Raw genomic sequence first — 13,514 nt, forward strand, 5'->3', positions numbered from 1 at the left:
CCCCCAAACCATTTGGGGGGCAAAGGCATTTCTGTATGTATTTGTTCCTGTTCTGCTCAATCGAACAGCGTCGCGACCGGTGCGACTTTCTGCTTCTCCATTTCGAGAAGGGCCTTTTTTCTTTCGAGCCCGCCACCGTATCCGGTCAGGCTTCCGTTCGCGCCGATGACGCGATGGCACGGCACGATGATGCCGATCGGGTTGTGGCCGTTGGCGAGTCCGACGGCGCGGAAGGCGCCCGGGGTGTCGAGCTGCCTGGCGATCTGGCCGTACGAACGTGTCTCTCCATACGGTATCGTCAGTAGCGCCGCCCACACCCGTCGTTGGAACTCGGTCCCGAAAAGCTCGAGTTCCAGGTCGAACTCGGTCCGCTCGCCACCGAAGTACTCGTGGAGCTGGCTGACGGCATCAGCGAATGCGGTGTCATCAGGTTCCCAGCCGGCGCGGCTGGGTTCATAGGTCTGATCCACCATGCGCAGGTGGCGTAGCCGACCGGCCGAGCCGGCGAGCGTCAGCGTACCGACCGGGCTGTCCATCGTCCGGTATCGAATCGGTTCCATCATTTCTCCTTGGGAGGCCACTGGTTCACGGCGTGGTCGAGTGCGGTCCAGAGGTGCTGGGTGGCGTAGGAACGCCAGGGCTGCCAACGGGTGCTGCGCTCCAGCAGATACTTCGGCGCCGTCGGCAACGCGAGCTGACGCGCCGCCGCCACCACGCCCAGGTCGGTGGCCGGGAACGCATCCGGATCTCCGAGCCCGCGCATCGCGATCATCTCGGCGGACCACGGCCCGATGCCGGGAAGTCTGAGCAGTTGTTCACGCGCCAGGGTCCAATCGCATCCGGTGTCGAGCACCACGTCGCCGTGCTGCAACGCGCTGACCATTGCGGTCAACGTGCGCCGCCTGGCCGTCGGGAAAGCCAGCAGCCGCTCATCGATGTCGGAGAGTTCGGCGACGGAGGGGAAGACATGGGTCAGCTGACCTTCGGCGTCCTCGATCGGACGGCCGTAGGCGGCGACGATTCGTCCGGCGTGGGTGCGCGCCGCCGCCATCGACACCTGCTGACCGAGCACCACACGCAGGGCGAGTTCATGCTCGTCGACCGTGCGGGGGATGCGCTGGCCGGGGGCCTTGGCCACCAGTGTGCCGAGCTCCTCGTCGGCGCCGAGCGCAGCCACGATGGCCTCGGGATCGGCGTCCAGATCCAGCAGTCGCCGGCACCGGGCAATCGCCGTCGACACGTCGCGGAAGTCGTCCACCACAAGTCGGCATCGGACATGATCGGGGTGTGGTCGCAGGCTGACGATGCCGATGCCGTGCGGTAGGGCCAGCGTCCGTCGATACGCCCCGTCACGAACTTCCTCGACGCCCGGCACGGTGCTGGCCGCCAGATGGCCGAACAGTCCTTCGTAGGCGAACGGGGTCCGCACGGGCAGCCGCAGCGTCATCACGCCGGTGCCGAGGGTGTCGTCACCGCCGAACCGGGTTCGAGCTCTTCGGCGTAGCGCCGTCGGCGTCAGGTCGCACACCGTACGCAGGGTGTCGTTGAACTGCCGGATGCTGGAGAACCCGGCGGCGAACGCGACGTCGCTGAACGGCATCTCGGTGGTCTCGATGAGCACCCGTGCCATCTGGGCCCGCTGGGCCCTTGCCAGCGCCAGCGGCGCCGCTCCGACCTCTGCGTGCATGAGGCGTTCGAGTTGGCGCACGGTGTATCCGACTCGGCTCGCCAGTCCGGTCACGCCGTCGCGATCGACAGTCCCGTCGGCGATCAGCCGCATCGCGCGGGCCACGACGTCACCGCGGACGTTCCACTCGGGTGAGCCGGGAGAGGCATCCGGCCGGCACCGTTTACAGGCCCGGAAACCGGCCCGCTGAGCCGCTGCGGCCGTCGGATAGAAGCGCATGTTGCGGGCGTAGGGTGGACGGACCGGGCAACTCGGCCGGCAGTAGATCCTGGTGGTGAGAACAGCGGTGACGAACCACCCGTCGAACCGCGCGTCCTTGGCCTGGACGGCCCGGCAGCAGCGGTCGAAGTCGGTGTGCATGACATTCACACTTACACGTGGGCGCCGACAGCACTAGCGGAAAACCGACATCGAAGACCTTTCGACGGGCGGTGGCGCTGCGGCCGCCGGGCAGCGCAGAGCATGACAAACCCGGGCGCAAGCTACATACTCCGAGCTGTGGCCGAGTTGGTACAGCGCTATCTCGACGGCATCCGCGCCGAACATGCCGGCGTCACCGACGGCGCGCTGGCCGATTACATCCCCGAGCTTGCCTACGTGGACCCGAACGGCTTTGGCCTCTCGCTGTCATCCGCAGACGGTTTCATCTATGAATCCGGGGACGCATCAGTCGAATTCACGATCCAATCGATCTCCAAGCCGTTGACGTACGCGCTGGCCCTCGAGCGCATCGGCATCGCCGCCGTCGATGCGAGGATCGGTGTGGAACCCTCTGGCGAGGCGTTCAACGAGATCAGCGTGGACCGCGCCACGAAAAAGCCCAAGAACCCGATGATCAACGCCGGCGCCATCGCCGCGGTCTCACTCGTGCCGGCTGCCTCTGCCGACGAGCGGTTCGCGGCGATCCGGGACTTCTACTCGGCGATCGTGGGGCGCCGACTCGACCTGGACGACGACGTCTACGCCTCCGAGAAGGCCGCCGGCAGCCGCAACCGTGCCATCGGCTACATGCTGCAGAGTCTCGGGGCACTCGACGGCGATCCCGACGAGGTGCTCGACGTGTACTTCCGCCAGTGCTCGCTGCGCGTGACGTCTACGGACCTGGCCAAGATAGGAGCCACCCTCGCCCGCGGCGGCGTCAACCCGCAGACCGGCCGGCGGGTGGCCGGCGCCGCGGTGGTCAGGCGCACGCTGTCGGTGATGGTGACCTGCGGGATGTACGACGCCGCCGGGGATTGGGTCAGCGCGGTGGGCATGCCCGCCAAGAGCGGCGTCGGCGGCGGGATCGTCGCGGTGCTGCCAGGGCAGCTCGGGATCGGGGTGTATTCCCCGTTGCTCGACGACAAAGGCAACAGTGTGCGCGGAGTTCTGTTGTGCCGCAGCTTATCCGAGCAGCTCGGTCTGCACTTCCTGACGGTGGCGCGCGATTCCCGGTCGGCACTGCGAGCGGTGTACGAGCCCCGTCCGGGCGTCCGGGTCTACGAGACGCATGGCGATCTGCTGTTCAGCGGTGCCGAGCAGGTGTTACGGGTCGCTGATCGCGACCGGGATGACTTCGAGGTCGCGATCCTGGACGTGTCCCGGGTCGACGACATCGACGACGCCGCGCGGGCGCTGCTGTCGGGCATGAGCGCCGCGCTACGGTCCGCCGGCAAGGTCGGCTACCTGGTGGACCCCGACGGGATCGTCATCCGTTCCGAGGTCGAGCTGCAAGCGGTCAGCTTCCACACCGTCGAGGCAGCCGTCGACGAAGCGCAATCCTGGCTGGATCGCACCCGGCGCGTCAGTCCGCACTGATCGGGGTGGCCAGCTGAATCGGCTCGTCGTAGCCGCGCAACGTCACCGACTCTCCGAGAGTCCAATGCGCGCCTTCGGTTTCGGTGGCGTTGCGCACCACCGAGCCCGACGCGACCAGGCGCGATGGTTCGTTCTTGGACAGTTCGCAGAGCCGCGCCGCCTCGTTGACCGGTTCGCCGATCACTGTGTACTCGAAGCGTTCCCACGCCCCGACGTTGCCGGCGACGACATGTCCCGCGGCGACGCCGATGCCCGCCTCGCACTCGGGCACCTCGTCGCACAGTCGACGGCTGATCGCCCGGGCCGCCGCCAGCGACTCGTCCTCGGGATGCTCCAGTGACACCGGGGCGCCGAACACCGCGAGGACGGCATCACCCTCGAACTTGTTCACCAGTCCGTGGTAGCGGTCGACCTCCTCGACGATCACTGCGAAGAACCGGTTGAGCAGTTCGACGACCTCCGCGGCCGGCAGGCTGGTCACCAGCTTGGTGGACCCGATGACGTCGACGAAGACGACTGCGGCATAGCGCTCTTCACCACCCAACTCGGGTCGTTCCTGCTCGGCCAGCGCCGCGACCTCACGGCCGACGTGACGTCCGAACAGGTCGCGGACCCGTTCGCGCTCCCGCAGGCCGTGGACCATCGCATTGAACCCGCGCTGCAACTGGCCGAGTTCGGTGCCGTCGAAGACCACCAGGCTGGTGTCCAGGTCGCCCTGCTCGACCCGGTTGAGGGCCGCCCGCACGACGCGGACCGGTGTCACCGTGAGCCAGGCCAGGATCCACATCAGGATGGCCCCGAAGACAAGAGCGAACAGCGCCAGGATCATCACCGCGACAGTGAACTGCGTCGGGGTCAGGTTGCGCTGGATCAGCGTGATCGCCGCGGCCAACAGAATGCCGAGCACGGGAACCCCGGACCCGAGTGCCCACACCAGCATGGTGCGTCCCATCAGCCCCTCGGCGAATCGTCGCGGCGGCTTGCCGGCCTCGAGTGCCTGGGCCGCCACCGGGCGCAATGCGAACTCCGTGAACAGGTAGCAACTGGCCGAGACGACGATGCCGGGAAAGCTGACGCCCAACAGCCATTTCGGGATGTAGGCGGTGTCCTGCAACCCGTAGAGCGTGGTGAGCACCGCCGTCCCGAGGCCCCACAGCACCAACAGGACCCGGGTCAGTCGCCACGGAGCCAGGAACGTCCTGCGTTGGTCGTCGCGCGTCGGGGCGCGTTCCTCGATGGCCCATCGGACGTTGTCGATGACCCTGCGCGTGGCCCAGAAGACCCCGACCACCAACGCGGTGGCCAGGTAGACCGGCACCGCGATGAAGGTGATCTTGACGACGTCGGGATCGAAGACGCTCGGGATGGGAAACGCGACGGTGACCACCAGCGCCGTGACGCCCATGCCGATCAGGTTGGCGATCACCACGAAGGTGGTGAGGATGAGCTGGATACGGACCCGGCGGCGGCCCTGGCTCTCGGAGACGCGGCCGAGGATCCACGAACCGAACTCGGGGGTCGCCGCGACCCTGCCGCTCTGCTTGGTCACTCGTTCCAGCACACGGCCCAGCCGCTGTGCCGCCGTCCGGTTCGCCGTCATCGTGGCGTCAGCCTAGTGACCGTGTGGGGTCAAGACGTTTGTTCGACGTTTAAGGTGGTTCGGGTGCGTCTCGTGATCGCCCAGTGCACCGTCGACTATGTCGGTCGGCTCACCGCTCATCTGCCGTCGGCGCGGCGACTGCTGTTGTTCAAGTCCGACGGATCGGTCAGCGTGCACGCCGACGACCGGGCCTACAAGCCGCTGAACTGGATGAGCCCCCCGTGCTGGCTGATCGAGGATGCTGGGGGCGCCGCGCCTGTGTGGGTGGTGGAGAACAAGGCCGGTGAACAGCTCCGCATCACCGTCGAGGGGATCGAGCATGATTCCAGCCACGAGCTGGGTGTGGACCCCGGGCTGGTGAAGGACGGCGTCGAGGCCCATCTGCAGGCTCTGCTGGCAGAACATGTCGAGTTGCTCGGGGCCGGGTACACGTTGGTCCGCCGCGAGTACATGACCCCGATCGGTCCGGTGGACCTGCTCTGTCGTGACGAGCAGGGCTGCTCGGTTGCCGTGGAGATCAAGCGTCGCGGTGAGATCGACGGGGTCGAGCAGCTCACCCGCTATCTCGAGCTGCTCAACCGCGACTCCCTGCTGGCGCCGGTGGCGGGTGTGTTCGCGGCCCAGCAGATCAAACCGCAGGCACGCACCCTGGCTCAGGACCGCGGGATCCGTTGTCTGACCCTGGATTACGACAAGATGCGTGGGATGGACAGCGACGAGTTCCGGTTGTTCTGATGGCGCGGCGGCGAGCGGCGGGACGGAGAACACCGAGTCGGACCCCGCTATCCGCACCCCGGCGGATCGAGGTGGGTGCCGACGGCAACGACTACGAGGTCCGGCCGGTGCCGGCCGCGAGAGCGACGAAGCTGTACCGGTGTCCCGGTTGCGACCACGAGATCAAGCCGCGCACAGCGCATGTGGTCGCGCTGCCGGCGGACTCGGGCGCCACTCCGGACGCGGTCGAGGAACGCAGGCACTGGCATACCGCGTGCTGGACCCACCGGGCCACCCGCGGGCCGACACGCAGATGGTCGTGACGGCGGGCGTCTAGTGGTCGTCTTCGGCGGCCGGCTCGACGATCTCGATGAGAACCCCGCCCGCATCCTTGGGGTGGATGAAGTTGATCCGTGAGTTGGCGGTGCCACGTCGCGGTGCGTCATAGAGCAACCGCACACCCTGCTCGCGCAGCCGAGTGGTCAACGCCTCGATGTCGCTGACGCGGTAGGCCAGCTGCTGCAGGCCCGGACCGCGCTTGTCGATGAACTTCGCGATCGTGCAGGTGTCGTCGATGGGGGCCATCAGTTGCACTTGGGCGCTGCCCACCGGGGCGCCCCGCACCGACAACATCGCTTCGCGCACACCCTGGTCTTCGTTGACCTCTTCGTGCAGCACGATCATGCCCAGATGATCGTGATACCACTTGATGGCAACGTCCAGGTCGGGCACGGCGATGCCGACGTGATCGATGGCGGTGACCAGCGCGGTGGCCAGCACAGGACGGGCGTCAGTCTGCTCGGCGGTCATATCGTAAAGGTAACCTAACGACATCGGTTTCGAATAGGTCGGTGCAGATGTATAGCCTGAACCAGCCGTTCGAAACCTGCTTGGCCCGCTCGAAACCTGCCTGGAGGTACGCATGACGACGTCTGTGATTGTTGCTGGAGCCCGCACGCCGGTCGGCAAGCTGATGGGTTCGCTGAAGGACTTCTCCGGCAGTGATCTCGGTGCGGTGGCCATCGCGGGCGCCCTCGAGAAGGCCGACGTCGCGGCCTCGGCGGTCGAGTACGTGATCATGGGGCAGGTGCTGACCGCCGGCGCCGGGCAGATGCCGGCGCGACAGGCGGCGGTGGCCGGCGGTATCGGCTGGGACGTGCCCTCGCTGACGATCAACAAGATGTGTCTGTCGGGGATCGACGCCATCGCGCTGGCCGATCAGCTGATCCGCGCCGGGGAGTTCGACGTCGTCGTCGCCGGCGGTCAGGAGTCGATGACCCAGGCGCCGCATCTGCTGATGAACAGCCGGTCCGGCTACAAATACGGCGATGTCACAGCGCTCGACCACCTCGCCTATGACGGTCTGCACGATGTCTTCACCGACCAGCCCATGGGAGCGTTGACCGAGCAGCGCAACGACGTGGATCAGTTCAGCCGCGCCGAGCAGGACGAGTTCGCCGCGGCGTCGCATCAGAAAGCTGCCAGGGCGTGGAAAGACGGCGTCTTCGCCGACGAGGTGGTGCCGGTGAAGATCCCGCAGCGCAAGGGTGATCCGGTCGAGTTCACCGAGGACGAGGGCATCCGCGCCGACACCACGGCCCAGTCGCTGGCAGGTTTGCGGCCCGCGTTCCGCAAGGACGGCACCATCACCGCCGGATCTGCCTCCCAGATCTCCGACGGCGCCTGCGCGGTCGTGGTGATGAACAAAGCGAAGGCCGAGGAGCTGGGACTTTCGTGGCTGTGCGAGATCGGTGCTCACGGCGTTGTCGCCGGACCGGATTCGACACTGCAGAGCCAACCCGCCAACGCGATCCGCAAGGCGGTGGCCAAGGAAGGCATCAGTCTCGACGACCTCGATGTCATCGAGATCAACGAGGCCTTCTCGGCCGTCGCTCTCGCCTCCACCAAGGAACTGGGTGTCGACCCCGAGCGGGTGAACACCAACGGCGGCGCCATCGCCATCGGCCATCCGATCGGGATGTCGGGCGCCAGGATCGCGCTGCACGCCGCGCTGGAGCTGGCGCGCCGGAGTGGCGACGGGGAAAACGGACAGGGCGAGCGAAGCGACGGGGAAAAAGGACGGCCGGGCTATGCGGTGGCAGCGCTGTGCGGCGCCGGTGGCCAGGGGGATGCGCTGATCCTGCGGCGCCCCTGAGTCGCGGTCGGTCAACGACACAACGTAGTAGCTGGGCCGGGATTCCGGCACAATGGTGGTCATGACAAGCGCATTCGACGTTCGCAGTGTTGCGGGCTGGTTCCGGTTGATCGCCCTGGCCGAGGCGGTCAGCTGGGTCGGACTGCTGATCGGCATGTACTTCAAGTACCTCGGCGCCCCCCAGACCGAGGTCGGCGTCAAGGTTTTCGGACCCGTCCACGGTGGGGTCTTCGTCGCGTTCGTGGTGGCGGCGCTGCTGGTCGGTCTGGCGCACAAGTGGGGGATCGGCACGTGGTTGCTGGCGTTGCTGGCCGGCGTCGTGCCGCTGGGCAGTGTGATTTTCCTCATATGGGCTGATCGGACGGGTCGGATGCAGCCGGTCTCGGCGACCGCGACTGCGGTGTCTGCCGGTGGGCAACCAGGGCGGTCGGCACCGGAAACAACGTGACAGACTTGGTGTCGTGACTCGTCCTCGACCCCCAATCGCGCCTGCCATGGCGGGTGCAGTCGACCTCTCGGCGCTCAAACAGCGGGCAACCGCCCCCAGTGAGGGCACACCGTCGGGTGGCGCCGCCGGTAAGCCCGGTGGTGTCGAAATCACCGAAGCGAACCTGGAAGCCGAAGTGCTGGTCCGCTCCAACGAGGTGCCTGTGGTGGTGGTGCTGTGGTCGCCGCGCAGCGACGCGAGCGTCCAGCTCGGTGAAACGCTTGCCGGGCTCGCCGCCACCGACGGCCCCAAGTGGTCGCTGGCCACGGTCAACGTCGACACCGTGCCGCAGGTGGCCCAGATGTTCGGCGTGCAGGCGGTACCCACCGTCGTCGCGCTGGCCGCGGGTCAACCGATGTCGAGCTTCCAGGGCATGCAGCCGCCCGAGCAGCTGCGGCGCTGGATCGACTCGCTGCTGGACGCCACGGCCGGCAAACTCACCGGCGGAGGTGACGCCGAGCAGGCCGAGCAGGTCGACCCGGTGGTCGAACAGGCTCGAACGCATCTCGACAACGGGGACTTCGACGCCGCCCTGACCGCCTACCAGGAGATCCTCGAAGGCAATCCGAACCACGCCGAGGCCAACGGCGCGGTGCGTCAGATCGGTTTCCTGCAGCGGGCCACCGCGCACCCCCGGGACGCCGTCGCGGTCGCCGACGCGTCACCGGACGACATCGAGGCGGCGTTCGCCGCCGCCGACGTCGAGGTCCTGCAGCAGAACATCGCAGCGGCGTTCCAGCGATTGACCGGACTGGTCAAGCGCACCTCGGGTGACGACCGCACGAAGGTCCGCACGCGGCTCATCGAACTGTTCGAGCTGTTCGACCCCGCCGATCCCGAGGTGATCGCAGGTCGGCGCAACCTCGCCAACGCTCTGTACTGACCGGCCCGATCAGCCTTCGCTGAACGCGAGATGGGTCAGAGCGGAGTTCATGAAACCCCGGAAGTGCAGCCAACGGCCGTCACGCAACGTGATGATGTGGGCGAACTCCGATTCCCATTCGCGACCGGTGTCGCGTCGCCGGAACCGTTGCCGTCCCCATGCGGCGAGGTCGTCTCCCTCGGCGATGATCTTCCACGCCTCCATCTCGACGATCTCGATGGCGGTGCCCACCCTGGAGAAGAAGGTCAGCGCCTCGTCGATGCCCCGGTAGTCGCCCGCATACGGGATGGCAGGGGTCCCGTAGTAGGTGATCCGTATCTCGGGGTCCAGGTGCACGAGGGCGCCATCGAGATCACCGGCCGGGATGGCGGCGTAAATCGCCGCGGTCGCGTCGATGTTGCCCCGGCTCATCCGGTCAGCCGGATCGGCAGCCGGACGAATCCGTGGGTCAGCAGGCTCGCTGTCTGCTTGTCACCGGGGTCATCGGTCAGGGCGATGCCCCGATAACGGTCGAGGACGGCGTTGAGCACCGCGGTCACCTCCAACCGGGCGAGGTGGGCGCCGAGGCAGAAGTGCACACCATGGCCGAGCGAAAGCTGCTGGCGGATGTTCGGGCGGTCCAGATCGCGATCTTCTCCGGGTCGGTGAACACGTCGGGATCCCGGTTTGCCGCACCGAAGAACAACGCCACCCAGTCGCCGCTGCGGATGTCGGCACCGTCGATCTGCACGTCGCGGGTGGCGATCCGGAACAGTCGCTGGGGCGGTCCGTCCACCCGCATCGTCTCCTCGATGAACACCGGAACCAGCGAGCGGTCCGCGCGCACCCGCTCGGCGATCTCCGGTTCCCGGGCGAGCGCATGCAGCAGGTTGCCGATCAGGTAGGTGGTCGTCTCGCTGCCGGCCACGACCAGCGTCACGCAGAACCGGACGATCTCCTCGGGCGTCAAGCGGTCACCGTCGACCTCGGCGCGCAACAGTGCCGAGATCAGGTCCTCGGCCTCTTCGATGCCGCCGCTGGGTGGGCGTTCGGCCAGGTGGCCGGTGTGTTCGACCAACCGTGAGGCGAACGCTGCGACCATCTCCTCGTTGCTGGCGATCCGTTGCTCGGGTGTCAGATCCGACGACAACATGAATGCATTGGCCCACCGCTTGAAGCGGACGTGATCACCCTGGGGCAGGCCGAGTAGCCGGACCATCGCCCGGGTCGGGACCCCGGCGGCGAAATCCATCACATCGACCACCGTCTCCGCGGCGTCGCCGTCGACCTCGGCCAGCAGATGGGGGGCCAGTTCACCGAGCCAGCTGTCGAGCCGCTTCACCCGTCGCGGTGAGAACGCCTGACTGACCAGCTTGCGCTCGATGGTGTGTCGGGGAGCGTCGGTGTTCACCAGCATCAGGCTCGGCGCCGACGACGCTTCCTGGATCGGGTCGCGAGAGGAGAACGTCTGGGGGTCACGGGCCGCGGCGAATATCTGTTCGTAGCGGAACAACGCCCAGGCGGTGACTGGCTCGTCGGCTCCCGGCACGGTGCCCGGCGGCCAGTCGCGATAGCCGGCAACGGGCGAGGCGGCCCTCAGGGTGTCGTAGAGGGGGTAGGGGTTGGCTATCCCCTCCGGGGTGGTGAGCAGGTCGAGGGCAGAACCGGTGATCGCGGAATCGCCGCGGGTGAAGGTCATGGTTGAAGCCTGATCCGCGACGTCCGCCTGGTCGATCCCCCGATGGGACGCACTTGTTCCCCCGTCCGGGCGGATTTACCTCCCAGGCCCCGCAAGCGGTGAGACGATCGACGGACGATGGCGATCACCGACCTGGCTGCCGATGTCTCCGGCGTACCCGCACCGACCGCGCTGGCCGACGACGGCCACCCCGGATGGGCGTCGCGCCCGGAGCGCGCCACCGCCGTGTCCCGTCGTATCCAGGAGGCGCGCGAACAGGGGCTGATCCACTGCGACGCCGGAGACATGCCGGCGCAGGCAGTGGCCGAGGCCGTTGACGCGGCGACCGCAGTCGTGCGGTGCGCACTGGAGAACCACGGCGATGACGAAGCCCTGACCGCGCTGGAGTCGGTGCTGGATCTGTCGCTGCTCGAGCGTGAACTGATCGAGGACGGCGCCCACCGGCGCGGCCGCGCGCTGCTGCGGGTGCAGGACGGATTGAGCAAGCTGCGCGCGGTGGACGGGGTCGCCGAGATCGTCGACCGGGCACCCCGGGAACTGGTCGAATCGTGCGGTTTCGACCGGGCGGTGTTGTTCCGCGTCCACGACGGTCGGATGGTCATGGAGGCCGCCTATTTCGGCGACGACAGCGCGGGGGCCGAGAAGATGGTGGCATTCGCGCAGTCGGTGGCCCCTCCGCTGGATCACATGTTGCTCGAGACCGAGATGATCCGGAAGCGGGCGCCCGCGATCGTCCGCGACGCGACCACCGATCCCCGGGTCAACCGGCCGATCATCGACTTCTCACTGACCAGGTCCTACGTCGCCGCACCGGTGATGCCCACCGGCCAGGTCATCGGGTTCCTGCACGTCGATCGGCTGTACTCCAATCAGACCGTGGACGAGATAGATCGGGACACCGTGTGGGCCTTCGCCGAGGGCTTCGGGTACGCGTTCGAGCGCACGGTGTTGATTGGAGCGGATGCGGCGCCAGCAGGCCGACGTGCGAAACGCCCTGGCGAGCGCCGAATCCGCAGCCAGAGCGCTGCAGGATGCCGACCTGGACCTGAGGAAAGTGGAACCCCCGGAGCAGAGCTCCGCAGCGCGCTCGCTGGTCGAACCGGAGTCCATCCGGGCGGTACTGACCCGTCGCGAGGTCGAGGTGTTGCGGCTGATGGCGGCAGGGCGCACCAACCAGCAGATCGCCGGCGATCTGGTCATCTCGACGGGGACGGTGAAGTCCCACGTCAAGCGGGTATTGCGCAAACTTCGCGCGACGAACCGGGCCGAGGCGGCCTCCACCTATGTGAGGTTGGCCAGCGTGCCGGACGCGGGTTGGCGCTAACCGACGACCGGTTCGAACCACAGCGCCGACAGCGGGGGCAGCGTCATGACTGCCGACGCCGGTCGGCCGTGCCACGGCTCGTCGGTCGCCTCGACCGCGCCGTAGTTGCCGATGCCCGATCCGTGGTAGGAGTCGGAGTCGGTGTTGAGCACCTCGCCCCAGGAGCCGGTGTGGGGCAGGCCGAGCCGGTACCGCGGGTGTTCGGCACCCGAGAAGTTGAACACGCACGCCATCATCGAGCCGTCGTCGCCGAACCGCAGGAAGCTCAGCACGTTGCTCGCCGAGTCGTTGGCGTCGATCCAGGAGTAGCCCTCGGGCGAGGAGTCGCGTGACCACAGGGCACGGCTGCGGCGGTAGACGCTGTTGGCGTCGCCCAGCATCCGCAGGATCCCGTCGGAGAAACCGTTTTCGTCCAGCTGGAACCAGTCGACGCCGCGTTCTTCGGACCATTCGGCACGCTGACCGAACTCCTGGCCCATGAACAGCAACTGCTTGCCGGGGTGTGCCCACTGGTAGGCGAGCAGGCTGCGGATACCGGCAGCCTTCATGTGGTCGTTTCCGGGCATCCGGTCCCACAGCGTGCCCTTGCCGTGCACCACCTCGTCGTGACTGATGGGCAGCACGAAGTTCTCGCTGAACGCGTAGAGCAGCGAGAACGTCAGCTCGTGGTGGTGGTAGCTGCGGTGGATCGGATCGCGCTTGATGAACTCCAGCGTGTCGTTCATCCAGCCCATGTTCCACTTCATCGAAAAGCCGAGCCCGCCGAGGTTCGTCGGGCGGGTGACGCCCGGCCACGAGGTGGATTCCTCGGCGATGGTGACGATTCCCGGGTTGATCTTGTGGACGGTGGCGTTCATCTCCTGCAGGAACTGCACCGCTTCGAGGTTCTCCCGGCCACCGTGGATGTTCGGTGTCCATCCGCCCTCGGGCCGTGAGTAGTCCAGGTAGAGCATCGACGCGACGGCGTCCACCCGCAGCCCGTCGATGTGGTACTCCTGCAGCCAGTACAACGCGTTGGCGACCAGGAAGTTGCGAACCTCCGCCCGACCGAAGTCGAAGACATAGGTGCCCCAGTCCAACTGCTCGCCGCGGCGCGGATCGGCGTGCTCGTAGAGCGCGGTTCCGTCGAACCGGCCCAGCGCCCACGCGTCCTTCGGGAAATGGGCGGGCACCCAGTCCACGAGGACCC

12 protein-coding genes and 2 pseudogenes are annotated in these 13,514 nt (G+C 67.3%); 7 read left to right on the forward strand and 7 right to left on the reverse strand.

Features of this window, described 5'->3' with window-relative positions:
• Nucleotides 1-56: 56 nt before the first annotated feature.
• Together WA944_RS22455 and WA944_RS22460 are read right to left on the reverse strand one after the other, a co-directional pair.
• Nucleotides 57-560 (reverse strand): methylated-DNA--[protein]-cysteine S-methyltransferase, encoded by a 504-nt coding sequence (locus WA944_RS22455; protein WP_526647352.1) that lies wholly within the window; start codon nucleotides 558-560, stop codon nucleotides 57-59.
• Entirely contained in the window at nucleotides 560-2,047 is a 1,488-nt protein-coding gene (locus WA944_RS22460) for an AlkA N-terminal domain-containing protein (RefSeq protein ID WP_526647353.1), read from the reverse strand. Before WA944_RS22460 ends, WA944_RS22455 begins: the two co-directional genes overlap by 1 nt.
• Before the next feature lie 138 nt (nucleotides 2,048-2,185).
• Here WA944_RS22460 and glsA point away from each other — a divergent pair, with 138 nt between their 5' ends.
• Nucleotides 2,186-3,484, forward strand: coding sequence for a glutaminase A (gene glsA / locus WA944_RS22465; RefSeq protein ID WP_526647354.1), 1,299 nt, complete (start codon nucleotides 2,186-2,188; stop codon nucleotides 3,482-3,484).
• Here glsA and WA944_RS22470 read toward each other — a convergent pair.
• Nucleotides 3,471-5,084: an adenylate/guanylate cyclase domain-containing protein gene (locus WA944_RS22470; RefSeq protein ID WP_526647355.1), complete on the reverse strand. Its 1,614-nt coding sequence runs from the start codon at nucleotides 5,082-5,084 to the stop codon at nucleotides 3,471-3,473. The two genes, glsA and WA944_RS22470, sit on opposite strands and share 14 nt — an antisense overlap.
• Before the next feature lie 63 nt (nucleotides 5,085-5,147).
• Here WA944_RS22470 and nucS point away from each other — a divergent pair, with 63 nt between their 5' ends.
• Nucleotides 5,148-5,819 carry an endonuclease NucS gene (gene nucS / locus WA944_RS22475; RefSeq protein WP_526647356.1) on the forward strand — a complete coding sequence of 224 codons (672 nt, stop codon included), beginning with the start codon at nucleotides 5,148-5,150 and terminating at the stop codon, nucleotides 5,817-5,819.
• Nucleotides 5,819-6,121 carry an Rv1322 family protein gene (locus tag WA944_RS22480; RefSeq protein ID WP_526647357.1) on the forward strand — a complete coding sequence of 101 codons (303 nt, stop codon included), beginning with the start codon at nucleotides 5,819-5,821 and terminating at the stop codon, nucleotides 6,119-6,121. The genes nucS and WA944_RS22480 overlap by 1 nt, the downstream gene beginning before the upstream one ends.
• A 10-nt stretch (nucleotides 6,122-6,131) precedes the next feature.
• Here the strand turns inward: WA944_RS22480 and mce are convergent, their stop codons facing one another.
• Entirely contained in the window at nucleotides 6,132-6,608 is a 477-nt protein-coding gene (gene mce / locus WA944_RS22485) for a methylmalonyl-CoA epimerase (protein WP_526647358.1), read from the reverse strand.
• Nucleotides 6,609-6,720: 112 nt separating this feature from the next.
• Between mce and WA944_RS22490 the strand changes: the two genes are divergently transcribed.
• The 3 genes from WA944_RS22490 to WA944_RS22500 are packed head-to-tail and all read left to right on the forward strand — an operon-like array spanning nucleotide 6,721 to nucleotide 9,323.
• Nucleotides 6,721-7,953, forward strand: a complete 1,233-nt coding sequence (locus WA944_RS22490; protein ID WP_526647359.1) for a thiolase family protein — start codon at nucleotides 6,721-6,723, stop codon at nucleotides 7,951-7,953.
• Between the two features lie 52 nt (nucleotides 7,954-8,005).
• Nucleotides 8,006-8,401 (forward strand): DUF3817 domain-containing protein, encoded by a 396-nt coding sequence (locus tag WA944_RS22495; RefSeq protein WP_526647360.1) that lies wholly within the window; start codon nucleotides 8,006-8,008, stop codon nucleotides 8,399-8,401.
• A gap of 13 nt (nucleotides 8,402-8,414) precedes the next feature.
• Entirely contained in the window at nucleotides 8,415-9,323 is a 909-nt protein-coding gene (locus tag WA944_RS22500; RefSeq protein ID WP_526647361.1) for a tetratricopeptide repeat protein, read from the forward strand.
• A gap of 9 nt (nucleotides 9,324-9,332) precedes the next feature.
• On the opposite strand, the gene WA944_RS22505 is transcribed toward WA944_RS22500, so the two are convergent.
• Both WA944_RS22505 and WA944_RS22510 read right to left on the reverse strand, forming a co-directional pair.
• Complete coding sequence (locus tag WA944_RS22505; RefSeq protein WP_526372453.1) at nucleotides 9,333-9,734, reverse strand: nuclear transport factor 2 family protein; 402 nt, start codon at nucleotides 9,732-9,734, stop codon at nucleotides 9,333-9,335.
• Nucleotides 9,731-11,001, reverse strand: a pseudogene (locus WA944_RS22510) (cytochrome P450). Before WA944_RS22510 ends, WA944_RS22505 begins: the two are co-directional and overlap by 4 nt.
• A gap of 117 nt (nucleotides 11,002-11,118) precedes the next feature.
• Here WA944_RS22510 and WA944_RS22515 point away from each other — a divergent pair.
• Nucleotides 11,119-12,325, forward strand: a pseudogene (locus WA944_RS22515) (LuxR C-terminal-related transcriptional regulator).
• On the opposite strand, the gene glgB reads toward WA944_RS22515, so the two are convergent.
• The coding region (glgB, locus tag WA944_RS22520) for a 1,4-alpha-glucan branching enzyme (RefSeq protein WP_526647362.1) at nucleotides 12,322-13,514 on the reverse strand (1,193 nt) is incomplete at its 5' end. The pseudogene WA944_RS22515 and the gene glgB overlap by 4 nt on opposite strands.

Origin of the sequence: Mycobacterium sp., from assembly GCF_049683355.1 — a bacterium.
In the GTDB taxonomy this organism is placed as follows: Bacteria; Actinomycetota; Actinomycetes; order Mycobacteriales; family Mycobacteriaceae; genus Mycobacterium.

Coding starts and splice junctions, on each gene's coding strand:
- WA944_RS22455 (WP_526647352.1), bottom strand. CDS start 560: ATGGAACCGATTCGATACCGGACGATGGACAGCCCGGTCGGTACGCTG.
- WA944_RS22460 (WP_526647353.1), bottom strand. CDS start 2,047: ATGCACACCGACTTCGACCGCTGCTGCCGGGCCGTCCAGGCCAAGGAC.
- WA944_RS22470 (WP_526647355.1), bottom strand. CDS start 5,084: ATGACGGCGAACCGGACGGCGGCACAGCGGCTGGGCCGTGTGCTGGAA.
- WA944_RS22480 (WP_526647357.1), top strand. CDS start 5,819: ATGGCGCGGCGGCGAGCGGCGGGACGGAGAACACCGAGTCGGACCCCG.
- mce (WP_526647358.1), bottom strand. CDS start 6,608: ATGACCGCCGAGCAGACTGACGCCCGTCCTGTGCTGGCCACCGCGCTG.
- WA944_RS22490 (WP_526647359.1), top strand. CDS start 6,721: ATGACGACGTCTGTGATTGTTGCTGGAGCCCGCACGCCGGTCGGCAAG.
- WA944_RS22495 (WP_526647360.1), top strand. CDS start 8,006: ATGGTGGTCATGACAAGCGCATTCGACGTTCGCAGTGTTGCGGGCTGG.
- WA944_RS22505 (WP_526372453.1), bottom strand. CDS start 9,734: ATGAGCCGGGGCAACATCGACGCGACCGCGGCGATTTACGCCGCCATC.